This is a genomic window from Marivita geojedonensis (assembly GCF_002115805.1).
GTDB classification, from domain to species: domain Bacteria; phylum Pseudomonadota; class Alphaproteobacteria; order Rhodobacterales; family Rhodobacteraceae; genus Marivita; species Marivita geojedonensis.
Window position 1 is genome coordinate 21,293 of the sequence record NZ_JFKC01000024.1, and the last position, 26,039, is coordinate 47,331.

Genomic DNA, 26,039 nt, shown 5'->3' on the forward strand with positions numbered 1-26,039 from the left:
CCCGGGCACAGAATGGATCCTGATGTCGTCTCACCAGAAACCCTGACCGAGGTCACACTCGACCTATACGTTTGGGCAGAGGCCTTTCTGACAAGTCTGCTGCGACCATGGAACGCCTACCAACTTCTGATTGCGCTTGGCGTTTTCTTAACGGCCCATCTTCTCTCTGCGATCATCAAGCCACGTATGCACGAGTGGATGCGTGGTCTCGAAGGATGGCCAAAATGGCGCATGCGGGCTTTGGTGGTGTTTCACCGACGCCTGCGCATGGCTCTCTTCGTGGTGTTGATCTGGCTTGTGGTCTTCGTCATGCGCGAAATCACCTGGCCATCGCGATCATACCTTTTGGCAATCATTGCCAATCTTGCGACAGCATGGCTTCTCATTGCCTTTGCGACCCGCCTTATCAAGAACACGCTCATGCGCGGTATCGTGCGATACGGCGCGTGGATTTGGGTCACGCTGTCCATTACGGGTCTGTCTGACGAAGCTCAGGCTCTGCTTGACAGCGCGGCTTTCAGCATTGGCGACATGCGCGTCTCAATTTGGTTGGTTATCCAAGCAATTGTCATCGTTGCAACACTTCTGACACTGGCTCGCATCATCAGCAGCACCACGGCCGCGTCGATCCGACGGAATGAAGATATTTCACCGTCAATGCAGGTTCTTGCAATCAAGTTCCTGCAGGTTGCGCTCTTTGGAACGGCCTTTTTTCTTGGTTTACGGATCGTCGGAGTTGATCTGACAGGGCTTGCCGTTCTGTCAGGTGCGATCGGTGTCGGCCTCGGTTTTGGCCTCCAAAAGGTCGTGTCGAACCTGGTCTCAGGCATCATCATCCTTCTCGACAAGTCGATCAAACCGGGTGACGTGATCTCTCTGGGCGACACTTTCGGATGGATCAACAGCTTGGGCGCGCGTTATGTGAGCGTGGTCACGCGTGACGGCAAGGAATACCTGATCCCAAATGAAGACCTCATCACCGGGCAGGTGGTGAACTGGTCTCATTCCAACGAATTCGTACGTTTGGATATCTATTTTGGAACAGCCTACTCTGACGACCCCCACAAGGTGCGGGAAATCGCGATCAATGCGGCGAAGTCGGTAGATCGCGTACTGAGCTTCAAACCTCCGGTCTGTCACATCGTCGGTTTCGGAGACAGTTCGGTTGACTACATCCTGCGCTTCTGGATCCGCGATCCCACAGGCGGGCTGACCAACATCCGGGGCAATGTCTATCTGGCCCTTTGGGATGCGTTCCACGAAAATGGAATTTCGATTCCGTTCCCGCAACGAGAGGTGAAGCTGCTCGAAGGATCGGAGCTTGCGACAAAATCGCTCCCCGACTGACGGACGGTTGCGGCTGACTCCGCCTATCGGCTCGCACATACTGTCTTCGATTAGTTAGGGAGTCTTTTATGGCAGACGAAATCGTACTTCTCGACGGTGCGCGCACCGCAATCGGCACCTTTGGCGGATCATTGGCTGCCACGCCTCCGATCGATCTCGGCGCAGCGGTGGCCAAGGCTGCAATGGAACGTTCCGGGGTCGAGGGCGGACAAATCGGGCATGTTGTCTACGGTCATGTCATCAACACCGAACCCCGCGACATGTACCTCAGCCGCGTCGCAGCAATGCAGGCCGGAATCCCGGACACGACACCTGCCATGAACGTGAACCGTCTTTGCGGATCGGGCGCACAGGCCATCGTTTCGGCCATTCAGTCCTTGATGCTGGGCGATGCGGAATTCGCTCTGGCCGGTGGCGCAGAAAGCATGAGCCGTTCTCCCTATATCGTGCCGGACCAGCGGTGGGGCGCGAAGATGGGTGACATCCGCACGCTCGACATGATGCTTGGCGCGCTGAACTGTCCCTTCGGCACAGGCCACATGGGCGTGACGGCAGAAAACGTTGCCGCCGAGCATGACATCACCCGTGACGCGCAGGATGCGTTTGCGCTTGAAAGCCAAAAACGCGCGGCGAAAGCCATTGAGGAAGGCCGCTTCAAGAGCCAAGTCATTCCGATTGAGGTCAAAGTCAAACGCGACATGGTGCCGTTCGACACGGATGAGCACCCCAAGGCCACCACGTTGGAAACGCTTGGCGGTCTGAAAACCGTGTTCCGGAAAGATGGCACCGTCACCGCCGGAAACGCCTCGGGTATCAATGATGGTGCTGCGGCTGTTGTTCTGGCCACCGCGTCTGCGGCCGAAAAGGCCGGTCTCAAACCCAAAGCGCGCATTCTGGGATACGCTCATGCGGGCGTCCGCCCCGAGGTGATGGGCATCGGGCCTGTGCCTGCGGTCGAGAACCTGCTCAAGCGTACTGGTCTGTCGATCAATGATTTCGACGTGATTGAAAGCAACGAGGCCTTTGCGGCACAGGCACTTGCCGTGAACAAAGGGCTTGGTCTTGACCCTGCCAAGGTCAACCCGAACGGCGGCGCAATTGCGCTCGGCCATCCTGTCGGCGCGACTGGAGCGATCATCACCGTCAAAGCGCTCTATGAATTGGAGCGCATCGGCGGATCGAAAGCGCTCATCACCATGTGCATTGGTGGCGGTCAGGGTATCGCCTTGGCTATCGAACGCCTGTAACCCAAGGGCACACTCCGCTTTGCAAACCCGGCTGACCACCCTCAGCCGGGTTAATTCATTCTTCAGCATGATCCCGGACAGTCCCAAAACGGAATGACGGAGGACTGGATGAGTCTCGCCAACAAACTGGCAGAGGAACGGCGTGCCCGTTTGGCCGCTGAACGCCTTTTGGAACTCAAGCAGGCCGAACTTTTCGCCGCCAATCGCAAGCTGGGCAACCACGCACAGCAGCTCAGCAACGAAATCGTCGAGACGCGGGCCGAGGTGGCGATGGTGCGCGGAGAGAACCAGCGCGTAAAAACCGAATTGGGCGTCGCCAACGAAAAGATTCAGATCGCGGAACGCCGTCTGTGGCATTCCATCGAGACAATTCAGGACGGTTTCGCATTCTTCGACTCCGACAACCGCATGATCGTCGCCAATCGTGCCTATCTTGCAGTGTTCGACGATTTGGAAGAGGTGCAGCCGGGTATCACATACCCACGCATCCTTCAGCTTCTGACCGAGGAAGGCATTGTCAATATCGGCAAAGAACACCCCGCCGAGTGGCGGGCCCGAATGCAGGATCGGTGGCAGCAGGATGATCCCACGCCGATGGAAATCCAGCTTTGGAATGGTGAACACGTCCGGATCTTCGACCGCCGCGGGCCTTCGGGCGATGTGGTCAGCCTTGCACTCAACATTACATCCAGCGTCCGCTACGAAGAACAGCTGCGAGAAGCCCGGGAACGGGCCGAAACGGCAAACCGGGCCAAATCGGCCTTTCTGGCCAACATGAGCCACGAAATCCGGACACCCATGAACGGAGTTGTCGGGATGGCCGACCTGCTGACCGAAACCGAACTCGATACCGAACAAAGATTGTTTGTCGATACGATCAAAAACTCTGCCGAGGCGCTATTGGTTATTATCAACGACGTCCTCGATTACTCGAAAATCGACGCAGACAAACTTGTTCTGCATCCGGAAGCTTTTGACCTTGAACAGACTTTTCAGGAGGTGATCACACTCTTGCAGCCATCGTCACAGGCAAAAGGGTTTGCTGTAATCCTCGACTATGACGTGTTCCTCCCGACCAGGTTCATTGCCGATCCGGGGCGCATTCGTCAGATCGTCACGAATCTGATGGGCAACGCCGTAAAGTTTACGCTCGATGGCCAGGTCGTTCTTCGGGTGGTTGGAGAGACCTCCAATGGGACGACCAGAAAACTCAATATCACGGTTGAGGACACAGGCATTGGCATCGCCGAGGACAAGATCGATCACGTCTTTGGAGAATTCAATCAGGTCGAAGATGACCGCAATCGTCAGTTCGAAGGGACTGGTCTTGGACTGACCATCACCAAACGACTGGTCGAACTGATGGGGGGCAATATCTGGGTCACGTCCAAAGAAGGGGAAGGAAGCTGCTTCGGATTCTCTGTGGTCCTTCCCGTCGATCTGCAAAACGACACGGAACTCGCGAAAATCGATCCACAGTTAAAGAACATATTGGTGATCGACGAAGGCACAGGAAAGACCGGGGCACTTCTGACCGACCAGATCAGGGCCTTCGGCGGCAAACCATGTCTGTGTATCGACCCATCGGAACTGACGGAGTCGATGTTTGAGTCCGCCAATTTGGTCGTGCTTTCTCTGGAACCGCACCACCCGATGTTCAGAAAGACCCTCACGGTCATGCGAAGGCTGAGTGCAGAAACCCCTGTTCTGATCGTATCCCGGGACCCGAAAGGCGTGACCGACACGGGACTGGAACAAACACAAACGATTCAGCGGCCTTATGCGCGTACCGCCCTGTTCGACGCGATACAGACTTTGGCGATCCCCAAGGCACAAAAGCCGCCGACGGCCGAGAACTGCGGAGAATCCCAACCAAAAGTGCTCTTGGCCGAGGATAACCTCACCAACCAATTGGTATTCCGCAAAATGGTGCGCAAACTGCGGATTGATCTTCGTATGGCCAATGATGGGTTTGAGGCTGTCACTGCCTTCGAAACTGAGCGCCCGGATGTCATCTTCATGGACATTTCAATGCCCGGAATGGACGGGAAAGAGGCAACTGCACGTATACGCGCGCTTGAGGGCAATGGCCCAAATGTACCAATCATCGCTGTAACCGCGCATGCAATGGACGGCGATCGCGATATGGTTCTGGATGCCGGATTGACCGACTACCTTACCAAGCCGCTGCGCAAGGATGCTTTGATCGAGAAACTCGAACTCTATTGTCCACAGTTTCAGTTGGCGTCGTAAGGACGTACAAAAACCGGTGCGTCGGGTTTGGAGAGGTCTTCACGGTAGGCGTAACCGCCCAGATCGAAATCAAGGATACCTGCAGGGTCCGTCAGCCGCCGCTGGATGATGAACCGGGCCATCGATCCGCGTGCTTTCTTGGCAAAGAAGCTAACGATTTTCGGCCCTTTGCCGTCGCCCTTATCCTCCATGAAGGCCGGAGTGATAATTCGCAAACCAAGAGGTTTTACCGGAACCGCCCCGAAATATTCCTGGCTTGCGCAATTGATCAGCGTGTCGGTCTTGAGGTCAGCTGCCTGCGCCCTGAGTTCCTTTGCGATCTGGTCACGCCAGTAGTCATAGAGATTGCCACCGCGCCGGGTTTTCAGTCGGCTTCCCATCTCAAGGCGGTAGGCCTGAATACCATCAAGCGGGCGCAGAATACCGTAAAGGCCCGAAAGAATACGGAGGTGATCCTGCGCCCAGCGCAATTCGTCCGTGTCCAGCGACGCCGCCTCCAGACCCTGATAGGTGTCTCCCGCGAATGCCAGCGCGGCGGGGCGCAGGTCATCGATCGACGGGGACTCGTCGAAGTCGCGAAAGCGGTCACGGTTCAACTTTGCCAAATCGTCGCTCAGGTCCATCAGCGCCTTGAGACTGCCCAGCGTCAGATTACGCGCGGTCTTTGCCAGCCTGTTGGCGTCATCCTGAAAGACCGGTTCGGTCATCGCCACATCGCGCTCGGACCAGTCAAGGCGTTTGGCCGGAGAAATCACGACAAGCATGGGAGTACCTTCCTAGAATTCAGAGTTCCGAACGATCTAGTGCGCAGCCCTCAAAACGTCCAGAAACGTCTCTGCAAAACGGTCAGCGTGTCGCTCCCCGATAATTCGTGCAATCCCGCGTTCATCACGCGGTCTGTTCTGCGCAAGCTTGGCCAGTTGACCGGCGCTGCACGACATCGGCTTGAGCGTGCCACATTCCCCTCGGATCAGTTGGGCCTGCGACTGCAGTAGCGCATCGTAGAGGCCGCCCGCGTCACTGGTCGCCAGTTTGCGGCGGGCGGGATGGGTTTCTGGAACATCTCCCGCGATGACTTCGAGAAAGGCACGCCCGTACCGTTCTAGCTTTTTCGCACCGACACCGTTGATCCGCGCCATGTCGTCCAGCGTCTTGGGCCGCGTTTCTGCCATTTCGATGAGCGTTCGGTCGGGAAAGATGACATAGGCCGGAACCGACAGGTCCTCGGCCAGCGCGCGGCGTTTCGCCTTGAGCGCCGAAAGAAGCGGCGCGTCCTCGTCACTGACCAGCGTGCGCACCTGTGGCCTGCGCTCGCTGGCGGCCTCTATGCTGTCACGACGCAGCGAGATCGTCTGTTCGCCCCGCAGGATCGGGCGAGCCGCTTCGGTCATCACAAGTGCCCCGTGCCGTTCTGAATCCGGGCGCATCAGGTCGTGACCCATCATCTGGCGGAACACTGCCTGCCACTCACCGCGTTTCAGATCCTTGCCGACACCGAATGTCGGCAGCGTGTCGTGACTGCGCTGAAGGACCTTTTCGGTTTTCGTACCCAGCAGAATATCGATCAGATGTCCCGCACCAAAACTTTCGCCCGTCCGCAACGCCGCCGACAGCGCCTTGCGCACCGCTTCGGTGCCGTCGAACACCTCGGCCGGCTTGTCGCACAGATCGCAATTGCCGCAGGACACCTCGGATTCACCGAAATACCCCAGCAATGTCTTGCGTCGGCATTCCAGCGCTTCGGCCAGCCCGAGCAAGGCATTCAGACGCCCGTGGTCGGCATGACGGCGTTCCGGCGGGGCCAGACCTTCGTCGATCTGCGAGCGGCGCAGACGGATGTCATCGGCCCCGTATAGCGTCAGGGTTTCGGCAGGAGCGCCGTCGCGTCCGGCGCGACCGATTTCCTGGTAATACGCTTCGATGGACTTTGGCAGATCGGCATGGGCCACCCAGCGGATATCGGGTTTGTCGACGCCCATGCCGAATGCAACCGTGGCGACAACGATCAACCCGTCCTCGGTGGCAAAACGTGCTTCGACCTCTCGACGCTGATCCGCCTCCATCCCACCGTGATAGGCGCAGGCCGCGTGACCTTCGGCATTCAGCGCCTGCGCCAGCGACTCGGTCTTTGCGCGGGTGCCGCAATAGACGATGCCAGACTGCCCCTTGCGGGCAGCGGCGAACTGCATGATCTGCTGGCGCGGCTTGTTCTTAGGTTCAAACATCAGGTGGATGTTCGGCCTGTCGAACCCGCGCAGGAAGGTGCGCGGCGGCTGCCCGTCAAACAGACGGGTGACGATTTCCTCCTGCGTTTCCGCATCTGCGGTTGCGGTGAACGCCGCCAGCGGCACATCGAGCGCGCGTCGCAATTCCCCGATACGCAAGTAGTCGGGCCGGAAATCGTGGCCCCATTGGCTCACGCAATGGGCCTCATCGACAGCGATCAGAGACACACCCGCCTGCTGCAGCATCCGTTGCGTGGCGGTCGAGGCAAGCCGTTCTGGCGCGAGGTACAGCAGCTTGAGCGCGCCGGAATGAAGCATGTCCCACACGGCGTCGTTTTCCGCGTCGGTATTGGCCGAGGTCAGCGCACCTGCCGCAACACCCGCTTCGCGCAGTCCCCGTACCTGATCGCGCATCAGGGCGATCAGCGGGGAAATGACCACCGTCACACCGTGCCGGAACAGCGCCGGAAGCTGGAAGCACAGAGACTTTCCACCGCCGGTCGGCATGATGGCAAGCACGTTTTCCCCGCGCGTGACGGCATCCACGATCTCGGACTGGCCGGGACGGAAGCTGTCGAATCCAAAGACGTCGCGCAGAATCGCGTCTGCGTCGGACATGTCGCGGGGCATGGATGACCTGTCAGGTTCTTAACTACATCTGCTCTTAGGCTGACAGTCTCATACTAAGGATGCGTGAACAAGTTTGGATTGCCGTATCAATCCAAGGATTTGACCCATCCTCGCTTTTGGAAAGGACGCGCCATTACCCACGAAAGGTGGCGCCTCGAAAGTCGGGCAACCCAGGACGCGAATCTGCCAGTTTCAGACCGTGCGGCATTGCAGGTCAGAACCCGTAGAAGAAACCTGCGTTGTTCTGAAGAACGATGCGGATGATGTAGACACCGATCAGCGCGACGAGCGGAGCAAGGTCAATCCCGGACATCGGTGGCAGGATGCGTCGCAGCCGGGAATAGAGCGGTTCGAGAATCCGAATCAGGGCATCCCAGATCTGCGCGACGATAGGCTGACGCAGGTTCAGGACCTGGAAATTGATCAGCCAACTCATGATGACATGAGCGATGATGAAGAACCACACCACGTCGAGAAGCAGCATGAGGATCTGGTACAGCGATTGCATCGGACTGAGTTCCTTCGTCAATAACAGCGTTAGACCTAGGCGCTGTCGCCGGGAAGAACAAGTCAGTGCAGTTTCCGCGAGGTCGCGGTTGACGTTGCTCCTGCTTGGGTCAACCAAGGCCCGAACAGGAGGCACTGATGTATCCCTTTGTCCGCATGGCGCTTGGTATCTGGAAAGCGCGCACCGCCCCAAAGCTCGGTCCGTTTGGCACTTATGTCTCGCACCATCGCTGCTGGCCGTGGGACATCGATATGTGGATGGAACTGAACAATGGCCGGACCCTGACTCTCTATGACCTTGGGCGTATCCCCCTGGCACAGGTGAACGGTCTTCTGTCGATGGTACGCAGCGAGCGCTGGGGCCTGACAATGGCGGGCGTTGTCGTTCGCTACAGGCGGCGCATCCGGACCTTTGAGCGGTTTGAAATGCGCAGCCGTCTGCTGTGCTGGGACGAGCGTTTTCTGTATATTGAACAGTCGATGTGGAAAGAGAATGGCGAGTGCGCCAACCACGCCGTCTACCGTTCTGCTGTGACCGACCGGAACGGAATAGTGCCTACCGAACGTGTGATCGCCGCGATGGGCATGGCGGGAACGCCCTCTCCAGAGACGCCCGATTGGGTGGAAATGTGGCTTCATGCAGAGGACGCTCGTCCCTGGCCCCCCATGCAGGAAACAGTTCAGCAATAACGATGCTTGTCGCTCTGGCGTTTCGCACTCATAACCCCGGAAGGGGGATTTGGAATGGCAAACGCATCATTGCGCAAACGGATTTGGGGCTGGTTCTTCTTCGACTGGGCCAGTCAGCCGTATAACACCCTGCTCATTACATTCATCTTTGCCCCCTACATCAAGGAATTGGTTGGGGACGGAACCGCTGCTCAATCGGCTTGGGGGTTTGGGATCGGAACCGCCGGTCTTGCGATCGCTCTGTTAGCGCCGGTTCTAGGTGCGATGGCGGACACAGGCGGCAATCGCATGCGCTGGATCTGGCTGTTCTCGGCCATGTACGTTCTCGGCGCGGGTGGCCTTTGGTTTGCAGCACCCGGAGATTTCAACCTTGTGCTCATCCTGACCCTTTTCGCCATCGGCATGATCGGAATGGAATTCGCAACCACGTTCACCAACTCCATGCTGCCGGATCTCGGGACGCCTGACGAAATTGGTCGGATCAGCGGAAACGGTTGGGCATTTGGCTATGTCGGCGGTCTGATCGCACTTGTCATCATGCTCGTCTTCTTTGCGGACAATGCAGAGACCGGAAAGACCCTGATTGGACTCAGCCCGGCATTTGGATTGGATCCGGAGACGCGGGAGGGGACGCGGTTTGTCGGCCCTCTTGTGGCGATCTGGTTTGCGGTGTTCATGATCCCGTTTTTTCTCTTCGTCAAAGACCCGAAAGCCAACAAGGCGGCACCGGGTGCGATCAGGCGTGCACTGAAAGACCTGAAATTTACCTTGCGGCGCCTTCCGCAGGACAGGTCACTGTTTGCCTTTCTCGCGTCCGCGATGTTCTACCGGGATGCGCTGAACGGCATGTATGCCTTTGGCGGCATCTACGCTGCCGGGGTGTTGGGCTGGAGCGTGCAGAATGTCGGCATCTTCGGCATCATCGCCATCATTGCTGGTGCCATTGCCGCATGGCTGGGCGGCATGGCCGATTCCCGGTTCGGGCCAAAGCCGGTGATCGTTGTCTGCATCCTTGCGTTGACGGCAGTTGGCATCGCCATCGTTCTGATCTCGCGCGATACGATGTTTGGGATTTCGCTTGCAGAGGGTTCGGCGCTTCCGGACATCGCGTTCTTCGTGATCGGTGCGGTGATCGGTGCAGCCGGCGGGGTCATCCAGTCAGCCAGCCGGACAATGATGGTGCGTCAGGCGAATCCTGCCCGCATGACAGAAGCGTTCGGTCTTTACGCTTTGGCCGGGAAAGCGACGAGTTTTCTGGCACCTTTTCTGATCGGAGTTACAACATACGTCACCGGCTCCCAACAATTGGGGGTCAGCCCAGTGATTATCCTTTTCCTGATCGGGCTTGTCTTGTTAGTCTGGGTCAACCCAAACGGGAAACGAGCAGTATCATGAAACGGATTTCTCTTCTTCTTGGTCTCGCTTTTCTTCTGGCTGCCTGTGGTGGCGATGGCGGGTCGCGTAGCGCCGAGGCAACCGCCGCCAGTTCCCCACGCGTGAGCGGAGTTCTGAGCACCCGGCAGGCAAAGCAGCTTTTCGGCGGTATGGACACAGGATCCCGACAATCGCCGGCTGCCTACGGAAGCTACGCCAAGGGCTGCGCAGCCGGACAGGTTCAATTGCCGGAAACTGGACCAACGTGGCAGGCGATGCGCCTGTCCCGAAACCGCAATTGGGGTCTGCCGGTCACCGTCGATTTCCTGAAAGATTTGTCGCGCATCGCGGCACGGCAACCCGGATGGAACGGCCTTTACATTGGGGATATCAGCCAACCGCGTGGCGGTCCGATGCTCACCGGTCATGCAAGCCATCAGATCGGACTCGATGCGGATATCTGGATGCGTCCTGCCAACCGGCTGAACCTGACCCAGTCGGAACGCGAGAACATCTCGTCAATTTCGATGCGTCGTTCGAACGGAGCCTTCACAAACGATGAATGGACCGAAGCGCACCGCAACATCATCAAGGCTGCGGCAAGCGATCCGCGCGTGGCACGGATATTCGTATTCCCGGGCGCAAAGGTCGCGATGTGCAATGCCGAAAAAGGAGACCGCAGCTATCTGCGCAAAATCCGGCCGTGGTATGGTCATCACTACCATTTCCACGTTCGTTTGGCCTGCCCTCGTGGGATGTCCGGCTGTGTGGATCAGGATCCGCCCCCGCGTGGAGATGGTTGCGCGGATGCGCAACAATGGGTCAACAACATCCTGAACCCACCTCCGCCGGATCCGAACGCGCCGAAACCGAAACCACGGCGGGAATTGACGATGGCTGATCTGCCTGCGCAGTGCGCTGCCGTTCTTTCAGCAAACTGACCTTCCGCGTCCACTGAACACAAAGTGTCGGACAAAATGCCAGCAGCACGATTCCTGTCGTCCTATCATTGGACCAAGGAGCAGAAAGACTTTGGCGGCTATTCCGCAATATCCCTTGCCCCGGACGGAGGCGGCTTCGTGATGCTGAGTGACCGGGCCCATCTCATAGAGGGGACGATATTCCGACATCAGGGCCGGATCATCGGTGTCCGCAGCACCGAATTGTCCAAACTCGAAATACCCGAAGACTTGTTCGACGAGGAGCCGACACGGGACACCGAGGGCTTGGCGCGCGATGCGAAAGGGCAACTCTATATTTCTCTTGAAAGCGACAATCGGGTTCTTCGGCGGGGCACGGACGGCGCGTGGTCGGCCCTGCCTTCCCACCCGGCAATAGACGACTTGCCGAACAATCGTGGTCTCGAGGCGCTGGCGATAGATCATGACGGTACACTCTATGCACTTCCAGAAATGTCCGATGGGCTGCGTGCACCCTTCCCCGTGTATCGATATCGAGAGAGCGCTGGTTGGGATCAGCCGATGGCGATCACCCGCAGTAAAGGCTTCCTGCCTGTCGGGGCAGACATTGGTCCCGATGGACGGCTTTATGTGCTGGAACGTGGCTTCGGCGGTTTCGGTTTTGTCAGCCGGGTCCGTCGGTTCGCTCTGGAAAATGGCACCACCGCAGAGGGTGAGACCCTGATGATCTCAGAGACACGCCAGCACGACAATCTCGAAGGGTTGTCGGTTTGGGGTGCAGAAGACGGGTCGCTTCGCTTGACCATGGTGTCAGACGACAATTTCCGCTTCTTCCAGAAGACGGAAATCGTGGAATACGCAGTCAGCATTTAACTTGTCTGCATCTGACTCTCGCTTTATGCGTCGCGCCATTCCCGAGTTTCGGGAATCAAGTCCCCGCAACCTTGGCAAAACGGGAGTCACAATGACCCGAGCTCATATTCCTGGCATAATCGCCATGGCCAACATCGTGGTGGCCTCCAACATCCTCGTGCAGTTTCTGTTCGGAAACTGGCTCACATGGGGTGCATTCACCTATCCCTTGGCATTCCTCGTCACCGACCTGATGAACCGCCTTTACGGCCCCGGACCAGCACGTCAGGTCGTATTCGCCGGCTTCGTGGTGGGCGTTTTCTGCTCGCTTGTCGGCACACAGATCCAGGGTGAGTTCGGGCCACTCGTCACATTCCGCATCGCGCTCGGGTCCGGCCTCGCGTTTCTGACCGCGCAGCTTCTCGATGTGGCAGTCTTCGATCGGATGCGCAGCGGAGCGTGGTGGCGTGCACCACTGGCCTCAACTTTGATTGGGTCGTCCCTGGACACAGCACTTTTCTTCACCATTGCGTTCTCTGGCGCGCTGTCCTTCCTCGAACCAGAGAATGATGTTTCCTGGGCCGGAGAGATGCTGCCGCTTCTGGGCAGCGGCCCGGTTGTTCCGCTTTGGGTGTCGCTCGCAGTCGCGGACTGGATGGTTAAACTCGCTCTCGCGCTGATCGCACTGATACCTTTTCGACTCATCGTTCAGCGTTTTCGCGAAAACGCCGCCCTGACGTGAAGAAAATGTTTGCCTCTTCTTGAAACCGTGCCACCTTTCAATTGCGTTTTGTAACAGCTGAAAGGAGGTGATCCAGTGTCGAGAGAGGTATTGGAGAGAGGTGTCGGAACAGTTCGAGAGGCACACATCTAGGGCAGCCCCTGGGTGATGAAGCCATCGAATTGGTGAGGAACCTAACCGGAACCCACCTCCGTAAGTCTCGAAGGGTCGCCAATTTGGCGACCCTTTTTGTCTGCCTGGCGCCACTACACTAAGGTACCAAACATGATCAGAGTTTCGGACAGCATTACGATTGAGGACTGGGAGTTGACCGAACAGTTCATCCGCGCGTCGGGCCCGGGTGGTCAGAACGTCAACAAGGTATCGACGGCCGTTGAGTTGCGGTTCGAAGCAGACCGTTCTCCCAATCTACCGGGCCCCGTCAAAACCCGTCTGCGGCGCATCGCTGGACGGAAATGGACGAAGGAAGGCGCGATTGTTCTACAAGTGGATGAAACACGGTCCCAAGCGCGAAATCGTGACATTGCGCGGGATCGACTGAAGGAAATGATTGTCGCTGCACTGACACCGCCAAAACGCAGGGTCCCGACCAAGCCGACGCTTGGGTCAAAAAAGCGTCGGCTCAAGGCAAAAAAAGTGCGCGGCGAAGTGAAATCACTGCGTGGCAAGGTCGACCCGGAGACCTGATCCCACGCCAAGCTATTCGTCAGTAGATTTTGCGTCAGCACTTCGTTCATTTGCGCTGACAAGTCCGCTAAGTTCAGAACCGATCCAACAGGCGCTCGAGGTATTCAAGCTCTTCCTCGGGCCGTTCACCTTCGCCCGAGCGGCGCCGGATCTCGTCCAGCAACTCGCGCGCCCGACGATAAACATCTTCACCCTGAAGAAGGTTCTCGTTGGATCCGATCTGACCATTGGAACCAACGTTGCGCCCCAGCGGATCACGTTGCTGGCCCGGATCGGCCCCGTCGGCCATACCCTGCTGACCTTGACCCTGCTGCTGTTGCTGCGCCATGGCCTCACCCAGATTGCGCATACCTTCACGCAGGGCTTCCATCGCTTCGGACTGGTTGTCGATTGCTCCGGCCAGATCATTCTCACGCAGAGCCTCTTCAGCGCCCTCCATCGCACCTTCGGCACGATCAAGCGCATCGCGGGCAGCCTCTCCTGCTTCGGTTCCCGCGCCAGGCAGGTTCTGCGTCTGGCGATTCAGTTCCTGCCGCAGCGCGCGCTGGCGGTCAGCGAGGCTTTCTTCGAGGCTTTGGCCATTTTGCCCCTGACCTTGCTGTTGGCCTTGTCCTTGTTGCTGACCCTGGCCCTGTTGTCCCTGTTGTTGGCCGGGCTGTTGACCCTGTTGGCCTTGCTGACCCGGATTGAACTGTTCCTGAAGGTCGCGGAACGCCTGATCCGACAACCCCTGCTGCTCGCGCAAGGTCTCTGCGAGCCCTTCCATCGCCTGTTCCCCCGGCGACTGGCCCTGCTGGTCCTGACCCTGCGTGACCTGCATGTTTTCCATCATCTGACGCAGCTGTTCGAGCGCTTCCTGCGCCTCGGCCATCCGGCCCTGCTCCATCAACTCCTGGATGCGGTCCATCATCTCCTGCAGATCATTCTGACTCATCTCCATCATGTTCTGGTTCTGAGTCATTTCCTGATCAGGATTGTTCTGCCGGTCCTGTTGCGCCTGACGCGACAACTGTCGAAGGTAATCGTCCGTTGCCTCCCGCAACTCCTGCATCAGCTCCGCGATTTCCTGATCGGACGCACCATTGCGCATGGCTTCGGCCAGCCTGTCCTGCGCTCGTTGCAGGCGCTCGAGTGCGTCGTCGAGATCCCCTTCCTCAAGCCGGATGGCCAGATCCCACAGCGCCTGGGCGATTTCCGCCTGCTGGTCATCCGTCATGTTGTAGTCGGCCAGTGCTTCAACCCTGCGCAGGATCGCGCGCAGCCTGAGGTAATCCGTAGAAGAACGGAACACGTCGTCGGGCCGGTGCGAGATGGCCCGCATGAGCAATCCGATGTCAGACGCGTTTTTCCGGTTCCAAAGAAGTGCGCGCCGCAGGTCGATGATTGCGGCGGCCATCGGATCGAAGAACCGGCGCCCCGGCAGATCGATCACATCGGGAACTGCCTCACCGATCTGGTCCGCCTCGTCCGTGACACTCAGGCTCAACTTGACCGGCAGGTTCGCCCAGGGATGTTCCGAAAAGTTGTCGACAAGCGTTTCGGTGAAATCTGATCGATCGCCCGCAATCGGCATCGGAAGAGGCAATTCAATCACCGGGCGCGGTTCGGGATCAATCCTGAGACCATACAGCCGATCCACATCGTCGATCGCCAATTCAATGCGCGCTGTTCCAGTTACAACGCCGTAGTCATCTTTTGCCGCAAAAGGAATTTGCGCCTCACCTTCATAGGTGACTTCAATCTCTCCATCCCGCGTCACCTCCGGTGCGCGATCCGGAGTGGCGATGATTTCCCAGAGCCTGCCTCCCGGACCTTCGATTTCAAGCCGACCGGATTGCTGAACGAAAAATTCCTGCGCCGTACTCGTAGAGACCTGCACAAGCTCTTCAGGCGTGGCCGTCGGAGAGACGCGGTTGGACACCGTTTCCGAAACACTCAGAACCCCAACTTCCCCGTAAAATCTGAGTGTCACCCGGCTGCCTTCCGGGGTTTCCAGTTGCGCCGCGTCGATATCGTTGAGGTAGATGGACGGCAGGCCCGTGTAGTGCGGTGGCTCAAGCCAGCCCTCCCAGGTTGGACCTGAAGCCAGATCAGACCCACTTGGTCCCATCGCGGAAACGGACTGCACCTTGAGTACGGAACCGAAAACCGCCGCCACAAGAAACGCAAGAAGCGCGACATACCGCAGAGCAAACGGATCGGCACGGGATACACGCAGATCAGGTTCAGCAGCCTTCGCCTGTTTCAGACGCGCTGCCATCCGGGCCTGATGCACTCTCCAGACGGCGGCAGACGCCGCATCGCCGGTTCCGATGGCCTGACTGTCCATCGCGGCAAGGATCGGACTTCCCGGCAACGTCGCATCGAGCCGCACAAGCGCGGCAGGCGTCGTTGGCCAGGCAAAGCGGCCCACCCCCCGAACCAGCGCCCAAACCGCACCAAGACCGGAAAGCCCAAGTACCGCCCAGACTGCTTCGGTCGACAGATAGTCCTGAATCCCAAGCATCAGGAAGGCAAGCACGGCAAACAGAACCGACCAGAGCGGCCAGAAAGCGCGCACAACGTTTTCCGCCAGCATCCCCAATTGGGTCAGCAGCAGCGGCCATCGCAATGCCGTATTGATTTCCGTGGGCAGGTCATCCCGTGCGGTCATTCCAGTCTCCCGGCTGTCTGACCGCGGGGGAATGCCTCACAGCCATGGGGGAATGGTATCTCGGTTTATGATTTCGTCAAAGTCGGGACGATGGCGAATGACAGCGAATTGATCACCCTTTGCCAAAACTTCAGGCACAAGAGGACGGGTGTTGTATTCGCTGGCCATCACCGCCCCGTAAGCACCCGCAGAGCGAAACGCGACCAGATCCCCTGCCGACAGGGGTGGCATCATACGATTCTTGGCAAATGTGTCGCCGGATTCGCAGACAGGACCAACGATGTCATATGGCTGGTATTCGACGCCAGGTGCGGGTTCCAAAACAGGTACGATGTCGTGGTGCGCATCATACATTGCAGGACGGATCAGGTCGTTCATCGCCCCGTCGAGGATCAGGAACTGACGCCCTTCCCCCTGCTTAACATAGATCACGCGGCTGACGAGGATACCTGCATTCCCCGCAATGAGGCGTCCTGGCTCAATTTCGATCTCGCAGCCCAGATGGCCAACGGTCTTTTTGATCAGGGCTCCATAGTCGGATGGCAGCGGCGGTGCTTCGTTGGAGCGCGCGTAGGGAATTCCAAGCCCACCGCCCAGATCAAGCCGGCGAATGTCATGGCCATCGGAACGCAGCTGTTCTGTGAGTTCGGCGACTTTCCGATAAGCCAGCTCATAGGGCTCCAGATCAGTCAACTGTGATCCGATGTGGACATCGATGCCGATGACCTCGATCCCCGGCAGGGCAGCGGCTTCTGCATAGACCGCGCGGGCTTTTGAAATCGGAATCCCGAACTTGTTCTCGGATTTTCCCGTGGCGATCTTGGCGTGCGTTTTGGCATCCACGTCCGGGTTCACCCGAACAGTAATCGGCGCGGTAGTTCCAAGGCTTGACGCAACCTCGGAAATCACGTGCAGCTCGGGCTCGCTCTCGACATTGAACTGTCGAATACCGCCCTCAAGAGCCGCACGAATTTCAGTGCGGGTCTTGCCGACACCGGAAAAGACAATTCGATCGCCGGGCACACCTGCGGCTCTTGCCCGCGCGTACTCACCACCGGACACGACATCCATACCGGCCCCAAGTTCGGCCAGCGTTCGCAGGATAGCCTGATTTGAGGCTGCCTTCATGGCATAGCAGACCATGTGCTCCATGCCATCCAGCGCCTCGTCGAACAGCTGGAAGTGGCGCGTCAGCGTGGCAGTAGAATAGAGGTAAAACGGCGTCCCCACGGACGCTGCGATATCGGCCACCGAGACATCCTCGGCGAATAGAACACCGTCCCGATAAAGAAAATGGTCCACTTCCGACTCCTGATCAGCCAGCGCCGCAGTAGCGCAGCTGAAAGTCTTGCACCACCCTCGCAGCTTCTTCTTTTTCCAAATATGCAAATCCGACACTGGCCGTTTGCCCGGCGTGATCTGCGGAAATCGAGGCTCAGACCGGTATCAAAGTCTCTTCAGGCGACAGGACGCGACCGCAGAAAGAGATAAAGCGGCAGGCCGCAGCTGACACCGATACAGTAAGTCGCCGGAATCGCGATCAGTGCCGACCAGTTCCGGCGAACCGCCACTTCGGCGATGATCCAGATCGTCAGCGTGATGGCCGCAATCGTCAGATCCCATGTCAGGCCCGTGGTCGAATCGTTCACGTACCAAGCATCGATCAGCGCGCCGAGGCTCCAGCCATTCTCCGCCATGTATGACATAAAGTAATACATGGGGTGGATGGCGCCCCACACAGCCAGCCCGATATAGATCCAACGCAGCGGGCTCATCAGAAACTCGCCCCTACGGTTACCGGGCCGGATGTGACTGATACGCCCGTCGATGTGCGCACGCCTTCGGATCCGACGGACACTGTCGTGTTGACCGAAGGAGTAATCGGTGGGCCGTCCGCGCCGCACGCAGTCAGGGCTGTCAGCCCGACAAACAGCAGTACGATTTTCATGCCAAAGCCTCTTTCCAGCGCGCGATCTGTTCCCGCACCCGCACGGGCGCCGTACCGCCATAACTGGTGCGGCTGGCCACCGAATTGTGCACACCCAGCACCTCGAACACATCGGCGGTGATCGCGGCATGGACTGACTGCATGTCCCCGAGGCTCAAGTCCGGCAAATCGCATCCCTTCTTTTCCGCCATCGCCACCAGAGACCCGGTGACATGATGCGCCTCCCGGAAAGGTAGGTCGAGCGTTCGGACAAGCCAGTCGGCCAGATCGGTTGCAGTCGAAAAACCGGCCGAGGCGGCGGATTCAAGCACGGACGTATTCGCGGTCATGTCCTTGACCATGCCTTCCATGGCAGCAAGCGCCAGCATCCAGTTGTCCGCAGCGTCAAAGACCTGCTCCTTATCTTCCTGCATGTCCTTGGAGTAGGCCAGCGGCAAACCCTTCATCACGGTCATCAGCGCAACATTCGCACCGAAGATACGACCGATCTTCGCACGGATAAGCTCTGCGGCATCGGGGTTCTTTTTCTGTGGCATGATCGAGGATCCGGTCGAGAACCGGTCAGACAGAGTCACAAATCGGAACTGTGCCGAAGACCAGATCACCAGTTCTTCTGCCATACGGCTGAGGTGCATCGCGCTGATGCTCGCAACGCTGAGAAATTCCAGCGCAAAGTCCCGGTCACTGACCGCATCGAGGCTGTTCGCCATCGGGCGATCAAAACCCAGCGCCTTTGCTGTCATCTCACGATCAATCGGAAAAGACGTTCCCGCGAGTGCAGCGGCGCCCAGAGGACATTCGTTCATCCGACGGCGTGCGTCCTGAACGCGCGACAAATCACGAGCGAACATCTCGACATAAGCCATCATGTGATGGCCCCACGTCACTGGCTGCGCGGTCTGCAGGTGGGTAAAGCCAGGCATCACCCAATCCGCACCCGCTTCGGCCTGAGCAAGCAATGCGCGCATCAACGCCTCAAGACCAGAGGCCGCTGCATCCAGTTGATCCCGAACCCATAGGCGGAAATCGGTGGCCACTTGATCGTTTCGCGACCGGCCCGTGTGCAGACGGCCAGCCGGTTCGCCAATCACCTCTTTCAGACGTGCTTCGACATTCATGTGGATGTCCTCAAGCGCGGTCGAAAAGGCGAACTGCCCTGTTTCAATCTCTGACAAAACGGTGAGCAAGCCTTCCCGCATCGCATCCGCATCGCTAGGTGTTACGATGCCTTGCGCGGCAAGCATTGCGGCGTGGGCTCTTGAACCGGCAATGTCCTGTGCCGCCATGCGTTTGTCAAAACCGATCGAGGCATTGATCGCCTCCATGATCGCGTCTGGACCGGCGGCGAAACGGCCACCCCACATCTGGTTCGAGGATTTGTCGGACATGGTCTACCCCTTCGGAGGGAAAATGAAGAAAACACTTGCCGTCCTCCTCTATACGGGCCTCGTGACGCTTGCAAACCCGGCGCTGGCCGATCTGGCCAAAGCTGAGGCGATGCGTGAAGGGGACATGAAAAAGCTGACCTTTCACAGTGCAGCACAGCCCGCTGGAACGGCTGAGTTCACCACCTTCGATGGCGCACCGTTGTCGCTGGAGCAGTACAAGGGCAAATGGGTTCTGCTGAACTTCTGGGCGACATGGTGTGCGCCCTGCCGCAAGGAAATGCCCATGCTGTCAGAGCTGCAAACCGAGTTCGGCGGAGACGATTTCGACGTTGTGACAATTGCCACGGGTCGTAATCCTCCGCCAGCCATGCAGTCGTTTTTCAGGGAAATCGGGGTGAGTAACCTTCCGCTTTACCGGGACCCGAAATCCGGTCTCGCACGCGAGATGGGTGTCCTGGGTTTGCCGATTACGGTCATTCTCAACCCTGAGGGAGAAGAGGTTGCCCGGATGCGCGGCGATGCCGACTGGGCATCGGACAATGCCAAAAACATCCTGAGAACCATTCTTGGTCGGGGTTCGAACGGATAGGTCCAGGAACAAAACTTGCAGGAGTTTCGGACGCGTCCCCCAACGCTCACACGGCACACGACGCTTCACCTCGTCGAATGGTTGTAGCTGCCACCCGCGCCCCCGCGCGTGCCTTGGCGTGTGATCAGATCCGAAACTCCTGCTGATCAGTGGCGTTCATCCCATGCACCATGGGTCCGCGCCAAACGCGGTCCGTGAGCAAAAAGAGAGAGTGGACAGTGTTAGAGACCTGACGCATGGACGCACCTGAGTTCGAGCCCCCGCCCGACAGATATGTTTTTGTCAGAAATGTGACGGCTCGCAAAGCATTTCGCCCCATTTGGTCGATGGAGGCGCAAAATCAGGGACAATCCTTCGCATAAGGCCTGGTTTGTCAGAAGAAACTGCCCAAATTACGCCACAATTTGGCCCAATTGGGCGTGCCTGGTTTGCGAAACCAGCAGGGTCTTCTGTCCGATTACCTGTCAGGGGAACCCGATCCGACCCACACTCTCATACGCGACAAAGCCTGCGTCCCGCGCCACGTCGGCGCTGTAGATGTTACGCAGGTCGGCCATGGCGGGCCGCGACATGCTGGATGCGATCTTGTCGAGGTCCAGCGCGCGGAACTCGTTCCACTCTGTCAGCAGCACGATCAGATCAGCGTCCTTCGACGCCTCATAGGGATCGTCCTGCCATTGAACACCCGGCAGCAGGGCCTCGCCTTCATGCTGCCCTTGCGGATCACACACCCGAACCCTGGCCCCACCGCCCACAAGCGCCGGAACGATGGTCAGCGAAGGTGCATCCCGCATGTCGTCCGTATTGGGTTTGAACGTCACCCCCAGCACGGCAACGGTCTTGCCGTTGAACGACCCGTCGCACAGATCCTGCAGCTTGCCGATCATCCGGCGCTTGGTATCCTCGTTTACTGCAATCACGGTTTCCGTGATGTGCATCGGGCTTGCATATTCCTGTCCGATCCGTGCCAGCGCCTTGGTGTCCTTCGGAAAACACGACCCGCCATAACCCGGCCCGGCGTGCAGGAACTTGTTCCCGATCCGGTTGTCCATACCCATACCCTTGGACACCTGTTTCACATCCGCACCGACCTTCTCGCACAGAGCGGCGATTTCGTTGATGAAGGTGATCTTTGTCGCCAGAAACGCGTTGGCCGCGTATTTGATCATCTCGGCGGATTCCAGATCGGTTGTGACAATCGGGAAATCGCGCAGGTACAGCGGTCTGTAGATCTCCGACATGACTGCAGCGGCCCGGTCGGTTTCCACACCGACGACCACGCGGTCCGGCTTCATGAAATCGTCGATGGCAGCCCCTTCGCGCAGAAACTCCGGGTTCGATGCGACGTCGAAATCCAGCTCCGGATTGGCTGCGGCCACAACCTCGCGCACCTTCCGGTTCGTGCCAACGGGCACGGTCGATTTCGTGACGATGACGACATAATCCTTGGCCGCCTTGGCGATCTCTTCGGCGGCGGCCATCACATAGGTGAGATCGGCATGCCCATCCCCCCTGCGTGTCGGTGTCCCCACGGCAATGAACACCGCTTCGGCACCGTCGATGGCCGTGGGAAGATCGCGTGTAAACGTCAGGCGACCGGCTTCGACATTCTTCGCCATGAGCGCATCGAGCCCCGGCTCATAGATCGGAACCTCGCCCCGCTCCAGCATGTCAATCTTGCGCTGATCCTTGTCCACACACACCACCGTGTGACCGAAATCGGAAAAACACACTCCAGACACCAGACCAACATACCCGGTCCCGATCATCGCAATCTTCATAGCTCTGCCCTTCTAAGACTTGTGCGGTGTTTTGCGGCAGTGCAGAGGGCGGGTCAACTCTACGCATTGAACCGAAAAACGAAAAAGGGCGCGCTGTGGCAGCGCGCCCTTTTTTTGTGGTTCGCTTTCCCGGATTAAGACCCGGCGTCGGGGCTGACCGTGACAAGATAGGCATAGACGTCTTCCATGCCCTTGCGCAGACGGTAGGACATCTTCGAGCGTGCGCCGGAGTCATCAAGGTATTCAGCGAGGAAACCCTTGGGGTCCTGAACGTAAGCAACGAATGTTTCTTCGTCCCAGACAAGGCCAGCCTCACCAGCAGCAACAAGGCTGTCGCCATAGCGGAAGTCTTCAACGCTTCCCGCCTTGCGGCCAATCACGTTCCAAAGGTTCGGGCCGGTACGGCCGCCTTTAACGATCTCTGTGCCATCGTCCGCCACGATCATGTGGCAGGACTTGCACTTGTTGAATTCCTTTTCACCAGCAGCAGCGTCTTGTGCAAAAGCCGCACCAGACCCCGCCAGCAGCATCGCCGCAGTTGCGATCATCAACTTCATTGTTGAACTCCTCTTTCGTGTTCCGGCGCACAGTAATGCGCTTTTATCTTGTTAACCAATAGCAAAGCTGTGCGGTTCCGTATCACCTAACCGGGCCGAGCCCCAAGTCAAGCGACCTGATGTGCGATAGCACACTGTTTCCAAAGGGTTGCCAGCGCCTGGACCAACTGTTCGATGTCTGCGTCCGAATGAAGCGGCCCTGGCGTGAAACGCAGACGCTCCGTGCCTTTGGGAACTGTAGGGTAATTGATCGGCTGAACGTAGATGCCGTAGTCCTGCATCAGAATGTCGGCCAGCATCCGACATTTGACCGGATCCTTGATCATCACAGGAATGATATGGCTTGGGTTGTCGAGATGCGGAATCCCCATGTCGTCCAGCCGCCTGCGGAGCTTGGCAACCTGCGCCTTCTGCTGCCTGCGTTCCGTGTCGCTCTTTTTGAGATGACGGATCGATGTGCGCGCCGCCGCCGCTACGGCAGGAGGCAGGGCGGTGGTAAAGATGAACCCTGAAGAGAATGATCGGATAAAATCACACATGGCTTCGGACCCGGTGATGTACCCGCCCATGACGCCATACGCCTTTCCAAGAGTACCTTCGATAAGAGTGATCCGATCTGCAAGTCCCTCCCGTTCCGAAACACCACCGCCGCGCGGGCCGTACATGCCCACGGCATGGACCTCGTCAAGATAGGTCATCGCTCCGTGCTTCTCAGCCACCTCGACGATCTCCTTCATCGGGCAGATGTCGCCGTCCATCGAATACACCGACTCGAACGCGACGATCTTGGTCGCGTTCGACGGCAGCGCGGCCAGTTTCCGATCAAGATCCTCCGGATCGTTGTGCTTCCAGATCACCTTGTTGGCACGACTGTGGCGAATACCTTCGATCATCGACGCATGGTTCAGCTCGTCTGACAGAATCACAGCGTCCGGCAAACGGGACCCCAGCGTCGACAAGGCCGCCCAATTCGACACGTAGCCCGACGTGAACAGAAGGGCCGCCTCCTTGCCGTGCAGGTCTGCCAGCTCATCCTCAAGCAGCTTGTGCTGGTGATTGGTGCCAGAAATGTTCCGGGTTCCCCCGGCACCGCAACCATTCTTCGCGACAGCATCCTGCATCGACTTGATGACGTCGGGGTGCTGGCCCATGCCAAGATAATCGTTCGAACACCAGACGGTGACCTCGTCGGGACAATCCTCATCATGTGACTTGGCTTTGGGGAACGCGCCGCATTTGCGCTCCAGCTCCGCAAAGATCCGATAGTTCCCTTCTTTCTTAAGGGCATCAAGCTGGGCATTGAACAAGCTGTCAAAGTCCATGGGCGTCCTCCGTTCGTATCGTCTTTTCTTTTGGTGTTGGTTTTGGCGCAGGAATCATCCAGCGCCAGAGTTTCTCGTCGGGCAGCGGCAGCACCATGAACCAATGCTCAAGCAACGCGAGCGCGGTCATGGCCGCCAGAAGAGCAAAGCCCACCACATCGCCAACTGTGGACGCCGAGTAGATGCGTTCCAGCCAGCAGGCGACAGCAAAGGTCAGCGCGGTTATGGAGATCGGGAACAGCCAGTTCATCTTTGCGATCCGGAAATGGCTGGGCAGATGCGCAAGCGCGCTCGGCAGGAATTCCGTATTGATCTTTGGAACACCCAAAAACAGGTTCAGCTTGGCCGACACCCGCGCGAAAAAGAGAACTGCAAAGGTCCAGAACCCGAATGTGTTTTCGGCCCCCTGCGTATACAGCCAGATCCCGGCCAGCGTCGCGGTAAGCAGCATCTCGTGATAGGCGATCGTCCCCCAGGCCCGGATGAACCGCTCCCACTCCGGAATGTCATCCCGGCAGGCAAGTCGGTTTGGACCTGTGATTGCGCCCGTCAGAAACGCCATTTCGATCCATCCCCACAGCGCAAGCGCGGACAGGAACGCGTGATACGCCCCCGCCGGATCAGTGCCATCCGCGCTGATCCAGATCCCGTAAACTCCAAGCAGGAAGATCGGCAAGGCGGCGATGCAAAGAATCTGCCCGAAACGCGGACCACGACGATCGGCGTATTTCACGACCATCAGGATCACCCCGGTGGAAAACCACCAGAGAAAGAGCGCCACGAGGGCCGCGATCCAGGGATCATTCAACACGCTGTCTTGTCCTTTTTCGTTCTACAAATATGCCGAGGGTGTGGGGGCCAGCCCCCACGAGGTTGCCGCCCCGAGACGGCAACCCCTTTGTTCAGTAAGCGGGCACCAGACGCGTATTCTCAGGCACCTCGTGTTTCTTTGCCGGGATGGTGTAAAGCGAGAAGAAGCACATTGCCGCCTTGGCTGCGCCTGCCATTTCCCTCAGCTTGCCACCAACACCACCCTGCGCCTTGGCTTCGGCAATCTGCACGTTCGCACGTTGCAGTTTTTCCAGCGTCGGCTGCCACCGAGGGTGGTCGATATCCAGCGTGATCGGGAAGATCTGCTCGCTCAGTTTGGATGTCTTGGCGAAGACTTCATGCGCATACCAATCCGGGTCGACGCCCAGCGCCTTGTGGAACGCAGGGCGCTGATGATCGCGCACATACATCGTGGCATAGACGGCAGTCAGGAAGAACTTGATCCAGAGCACGTTTTTGCCCTGCGTCAGCTTGGGGTCGGTCTTCATCAGAAGGGCAAACGCCTCGCCGTGACTGAACTCGTCGTTGCACCATTCCTCAAACCATTTGAAAATCGGATGGAACCGATGCTCGGGGTTCGCCTCGAGATGGCGGAAGATCGTGATGTAGCGGGCATAGCCGATCTTTTCCGACAGATAGGTGGCGTAGTAGATGAACTTTGGCCGGAAGTAGGTATATTTTTTCGACTGTGTCAGGAATCCGAGGTTCACCCTTAGGCCGGCCTCACGCAGCGCATCGTTGATGAACCCCGCATGCCGCGCCTCGTCCCTCGCCATCAGCTGGAAGAGCTGTGTGATGTCCTTGTTGTTCCCTCGCCGCTTCATTTCCTTGTAGAGAACGCAGCCCGAGAATTCGGCAGTGCAGCTCGAGATCAGAAAATCGATGAATTCCTTTTTCAACTGTGGCTCCATGTTCTCCCAGTCGACATGGTCCCAGTCTTCGTTCTTCTTGAAGTGACCCTTGTTCGGGTCCGCTTCCATCTGGGCGATCAGCTCGTCCCATTCGGCGCGGATGCCATCGACATTGATCGCATCCAGCTCGTCGAAATTCGTGGTGTAGAAGCGCGGCGTCAGCAGCGTATTGGCCATCGCCGTTTCAGTGGCGAAATTGTCGTCGTATTTCGCCTGTTCTTCCTGAATGGCAAGACCTTCTTCGACGGTCGTCGCGTCGGCGGAGTGTTTGGCATGCATGTTCATAGCATCACCTCTTCAGAGAAGGAGAATTCACAAAGCTCCATCACTTCGAAATCCCCGGTCAGGCGGGTCCAAAGCTGTTCGAGCTTGGAGGCGCGGACGATGATCGCTTCGCGATCTTCGGAAACGACCTCTCCGAATGGGGCCATGATCTCGGGCCCCTGAACTTTCACCTCGTCGCCGGGATAGATCACAGCGCCGTTGTTGAAACGCACATGCGCGTGCAGGCTCTCGAAACAGTGGCTGATTTCCACTGTGCACGGTGCCCTTTCGATTTCTTTCGTCAAAAGACCCATTTCCGAT

24 protein-coding genes are annotated in these 26,039 nt (G+C 58.1%); 10 read left to right on the plus strand and 14 right to left on the minus strand.

Features of this window, described 5'->3' with window-relative positions; translation table 11 throughout:
• The first annotated feature begins 12 nt into the window (after nucleotides 1-12).
• The 3 genes from MGEO_RS17555 (at nucleotide 13) to MGEO_RS17565 (ending at nucleotide 4,847) form a co-directional block, all read left to right on the plus strand.
• On the plus strand, nucleotides 13-1,347 hold the full coding sequence (locus tag MGEO_RS17555; protein ID WP_085640787.1) for a mechanosensitive ion channel family protein: 1,335 nt from the start codon (nucleotides 13-15) through the stop codon (nucleotides 1,345-1,347).
• Nucleotides 1,348-1,415: 68 nt separating this feature from the next.
• Nucleotides 1,416-2,594, plus strand: coding sequence for an acetyl-CoA C-acyltransferase family protein (locus tag MGEO_RS17560; protein ID WP_085640789.1), 1,179 nt, complete (start codon nucleotides 1,416-1,418; stop codon nucleotides 2,592-2,594).
• A gap of 108 nt (nucleotides 2,595-2,702) precedes the next feature.
• Nucleotides 2,703-4,847 (plus strand): ATP-binding protein, encoded by a 2,145-nt coding sequence (locus MGEO_RS17565; RefSeq protein WP_085640863.1) that lies wholly within the window; start codon nucleotides 2,703-2,705, stop codon nucleotides 4,845-4,847.
• Here MGEO_RS17565 and yaaA read toward each other — a convergent pair.
• The 3 genes from yaaA to MGEO_RS17580 all read right to left on the minus strand — a co-directional run bounded on the left by yaaA (nucleotide 4,832) and on the right by MGEO_RS17580 (nucleotide 8,210).
• Entirely contained in the window at nucleotides 4,832-5,611 is a 780-nt protein-coding gene (gene yaaA / locus MGEO_RS17570) for a peroxide stress protein YaaA (protein WP_085640791.1), read from the minus strand. The two genes, MGEO_RS17565 and yaaA, sit on opposite strands and share 16 nt — an antisense overlap.
• Nucleotides 5,612-5,647: 36 nt before the next feature.
• Nucleotides 5,648-7,702 (minus strand): DNA helicase RecQ, encoded by a 2,055-nt coding sequence (gene recQ / locus MGEO_RS17575; protein WP_085640793.1) that lies wholly within the window; start codon nucleotides 7,700-7,702, stop codon nucleotides 5,648-5,650.
• Between the two features lie 214 nt (nucleotides 7,703-7,916).
• Nucleotides 7,917-8,210 (minus strand): YggT family protein, encoded by a 294-nt coding sequence (locus MGEO_RS17580; protein ID WP_085640795.1) that lies wholly within the window; start codon nucleotides 8,208-8,210, stop codon nucleotides 7,917-7,919.
• 137 nt (nucleotides 8,211-8,347) lie between these two features.
• Here MGEO_RS17580 and MGEO_RS17585 point away from each other — a divergent pair, with 137 nt between their 5' ends.
• From MGEO_RS17585 to arfB, 6 genes are all read left to right on the plus strand, one after another.
• Nucleotides 8,348-8,899, plus strand: coding sequence for an acyl-CoA thioesterase (locus MGEO_RS17585; protein WP_085640796.1), 552 nt, complete (start codon nucleotides 8,348-8,350; stop codon nucleotides 8,897-8,899).
• Between the two features lie 54 nt (nucleotides 8,900-8,953).
• Nucleotides 8,954-10,294, plus strand: coding sequence for an MFS transporter (locus tag MGEO_RS17590; protein ID WP_085640798.1), 1,341 nt, complete (start codon nucleotides 8,954-8,956; stop codon nucleotides 10,292-10,294).
• On the plus strand, nucleotides 10,291-11,214 hold the full coding sequence (mepA, locus tag MGEO_RS17595; protein ID WP_085640800.1) for a penicillin-insensitive murein endopeptidase: 924 nt from the start codon (nucleotides 10,291-10,293) through the stop codon (nucleotides 11,212-11,214). The genes MGEO_RS17590 and mepA overlap by 4 nt, the downstream gene beginning before the upstream one ends.
• Nucleotides 11,215-11,250: 36 nt before the next feature.
• Nucleotides 11,251-12,066: an esterase-like activity of phytase family protein gene (locus MGEO_RS17600; protein WP_085640802.1), complete on the plus strand. Its 816-nt coding sequence runs from the start codon at nucleotides 11,251-11,253 to the stop codon at nucleotides 12,064-12,066.
• A gap of 91 nt (nucleotides 12,067-12,157) precedes the next feature.
• Nucleotides 12,158-12,787, plus strand: coding sequence for a queuosine precursor transporter (locus MGEO_RS17605; protein WP_085640804.1), 630 nt, complete (start codon nucleotides 12,158-12,160; stop codon nucleotides 12,785-12,787).
• 264 nt (nucleotides 12,788-13,051) lie between these two features.
• Nucleotides 13,052-13,474 (plus strand): alternative ribosome rescue aminoacyl-tRNA hydrolase ArfB, encoded by a 423-nt coding sequence (arfB, locus tag MGEO_RS17610; protein ID WP_085640806.1) that lies wholly within the window; start codon nucleotides 13,052-13,054, stop codon nucleotides 13,472-13,474.
• 73 nt (nucleotides 13,475-13,547) lie between these two features.
• Here arfB and MGEO_RS17615 read toward each other — a convergent pair whose 3' ends face one another.
• From MGEO_RS17615 to argH, 5 genes are all read right to left on the minus strand, one after another.
• Nucleotides 13,548-16,127, minus strand: coding sequence for a TIGR02302 family protein (locus MGEO_RS17615; RefSeq protein WP_085640808.1), 2,580 nt, complete (start codon nucleotides 16,125-16,127; stop codon nucleotides 13,548-13,550).
• Nucleotides 16,128-16,163: 36 nt separating this feature from the next.
• The gene (gene lysA / locus MGEO_RS17620; protein ID WP_085640810.1) at nucleotides 16,164-17,429 is read right to left on the minus strand and encodes a diaminopimelate decarboxylase; all 1,266 of its coding nucleotides are present in this window, start codon (nucleotides 17,427-17,429) and stop codon (nucleotides 16,164-16,166) included.
• 155 nt (nucleotides 17,430-17,584) lie between these two features.
• Nucleotides 17,585-17,902: a DUF2834 domain-containing protein gene (locus MGEO_RS17625; protein WP_085640812.1), complete on the minus strand. Its 318-nt coding sequence runs from the start codon at nucleotides 17,900-17,902 to the stop codon at nucleotides 17,585-17,587.
• Nucleotides 17,902-18,075, minus strand: coding sequence for a hypothetical protein (locus MGEO_RS21595; protein WP_170102923.1), 174 nt, complete (start codon nucleotides 18,073-18,075; stop codon nucleotides 17,902-17,904). Before MGEO_RS21595 ends, MGEO_RS17625 begins: the two co-directional genes overlap by 1 nt.
• Nucleotides 18,072-19,463: an argininosuccinate lyase gene (argH, locus tag MGEO_RS17630; protein WP_085640814.1), complete on the minus strand. Its 1,392-nt coding sequence runs from the start codon at nucleotides 19,461-19,463 to the stop codon at nucleotides 18,072-18,074. The genes MGEO_RS21595 and argH overlap by 4 nt, the downstream gene beginning before the upstream one ends.
• Before the next feature lie 22 nt (nucleotides 19,464-19,485).
• Here argH and MGEO_RS17635 point away from each other — a divergent pair, with 22 nt between their 5' ends.
• Complete coding sequence (locus tag MGEO_RS17635) at nucleotides 19,486-20,052, plus strand: TlpA family protein disulfide reductase (protein WP_085640865.1); 567 nt, start codon at nucleotides 19,486-19,488, stop codon at nucleotides 20,050-20,052.
• A gap of 464 nt (nucleotides 20,053-20,516) precedes the next feature.
• Here the strand turns inward: MGEO_RS17635 and MGEO_RS17640 are convergent, their stop codons facing one another.
• The 6 genes from MGEO_RS17640 to MGEO_RS17665 form a co-directional block, all read right to left on the minus strand.
• The gene (locus MGEO_RS17640) at nucleotides 20,517-21,833 is read right to left on the minus strand and encodes a UDP-glucose dehydrogenase family protein (RefSeq protein ID WP_085640815.1); all 1,317 of its coding nucleotides are present in this window, start codon (nucleotides 21,831-21,833) and stop codon (nucleotides 20,517-20,519) included.
• A 134-nt stretch (nucleotides 21,834-21,967) separates the two neighbouring features.
• Nucleotides 21,968-22,390: a c-type cytochrome gene (locus MGEO_RS17645; protein WP_085640817.1), complete on the minus strand. Its 423-nt coding sequence runs from the start codon at nucleotides 22,388-22,390 to the stop codon at nucleotides 21,968-21,970.
• A 107-nt stretch (nucleotides 22,391-22,497) separates the two neighbouring features.
• The gene (hemA, locus tag MGEO_RS17650) at nucleotides 22,498-23,712 is read right to left on the minus strand and encodes a 5-aminolevulinate synthase (RefSeq protein ID WP_085640819.1); all 1,215 of its coding nucleotides are present in this window, start codon (nucleotides 23,710-23,712) and stop codon (nucleotides 22,498-22,500) included.
• Nucleotides 23,702-24,523 carry a putative photosynthetic complex assembly protein PuhE gene (gene puhE / locus MGEO_RS17655; protein ID WP_085640821.1) on the minus strand — a complete coding sequence of 274 codons (822 nt, stop codon included), beginning with the start codon at nucleotides 24,521-24,523 and terminating at the stop codon, nucleotides 23,702-23,704. Before puhE ends, hemA begins: the two co-directional genes overlap by 11 nt.
• 91 nt (nucleotides 24,524-24,614) lie before the next feature.
• Nucleotides 24,615-25,739 (minus strand): magnesium-protoporphyrin IX monomethyl ester (oxidative) cyclase, encoded by a 1,125-nt coding sequence (gene acsF, locus MGEO_RS17660; RefSeq protein ID WP_085640823.1) that lies wholly within the window; start codon nucleotides 25,737-25,739, stop codon nucleotides 24,615-24,617.
• Nucleotides 25,736-26,032 carry a hypothetical protein gene (locus tag MGEO_RS17665; protein WP_085640825.1) on the minus strand — a complete coding sequence of 99 codons (297 nt, stop codon included), beginning with the start codon at nucleotides 26,030-26,032 and terminating at the stop codon, nucleotides 25,736-25,738. The genes acsF and MGEO_RS17665 overlap by 4 nt, the downstream gene beginning before the upstream one ends.
• Nucleotides 26,033-26,039 lie beyond the last annotated feature (7 nt).